Source organism: Pelomicrobium sp. G1, from assembly GCF_051905455.1.
GTDB lineage: Bacteria > Pseudomonadota > Gammaproteobacteria > Burkholderiales > UBA6910 > Pelomicrobium.
Map to the genome: position 1 here is coordinate 1 of NZ_JBQACR010000223.1, position 322 is coordinate 322.

Sequence of the window (322 nt, forward strand, 5' to 3'; positions counted from 1 at the left end):
GTGCAAGCGTTCGGACAACAAGCCCTACTGCTTCGGCAACTGCCGCGGGCAGCGACGCTCCTCGAGCCCCCTGCAAGCCGCCGTGGGCTGGGACGAGGACGCATGAGCCGTGGCCCCACTGCCTATGGACAAATCCGACATCTTTTGCGTGATCGTTGAGCACAACCTGGTCGTCGCCCTGCGCCGCGCGGGGGAAGAGGCAAGCGAAGCGCAGGTGCCCGAGACGCCTCTGGACGTGGCAACGATACTGGCGCAGCGGTTTCAGTCCGGCGGTAGCATCGACGGCGTGTACTATTTCCACGACCACCCGCGCGCCCGGGTG

The 322-nt window shown here is 66.1% G+C and carries 1 protein-coding gene; it reads left to right on the forward strand.

All coding sequences use genetic code 11. The features are described 5' to 3' along the window. Positions 1-109: 109 nt before the first annotated feature. On the forward strand, positions 110-322 hold a 213-nt coding region (locus ACTFO6_RS18270; RefSeq protein ID WP_439935806.1), incomplete at its 3' end, for a hypothetical protein.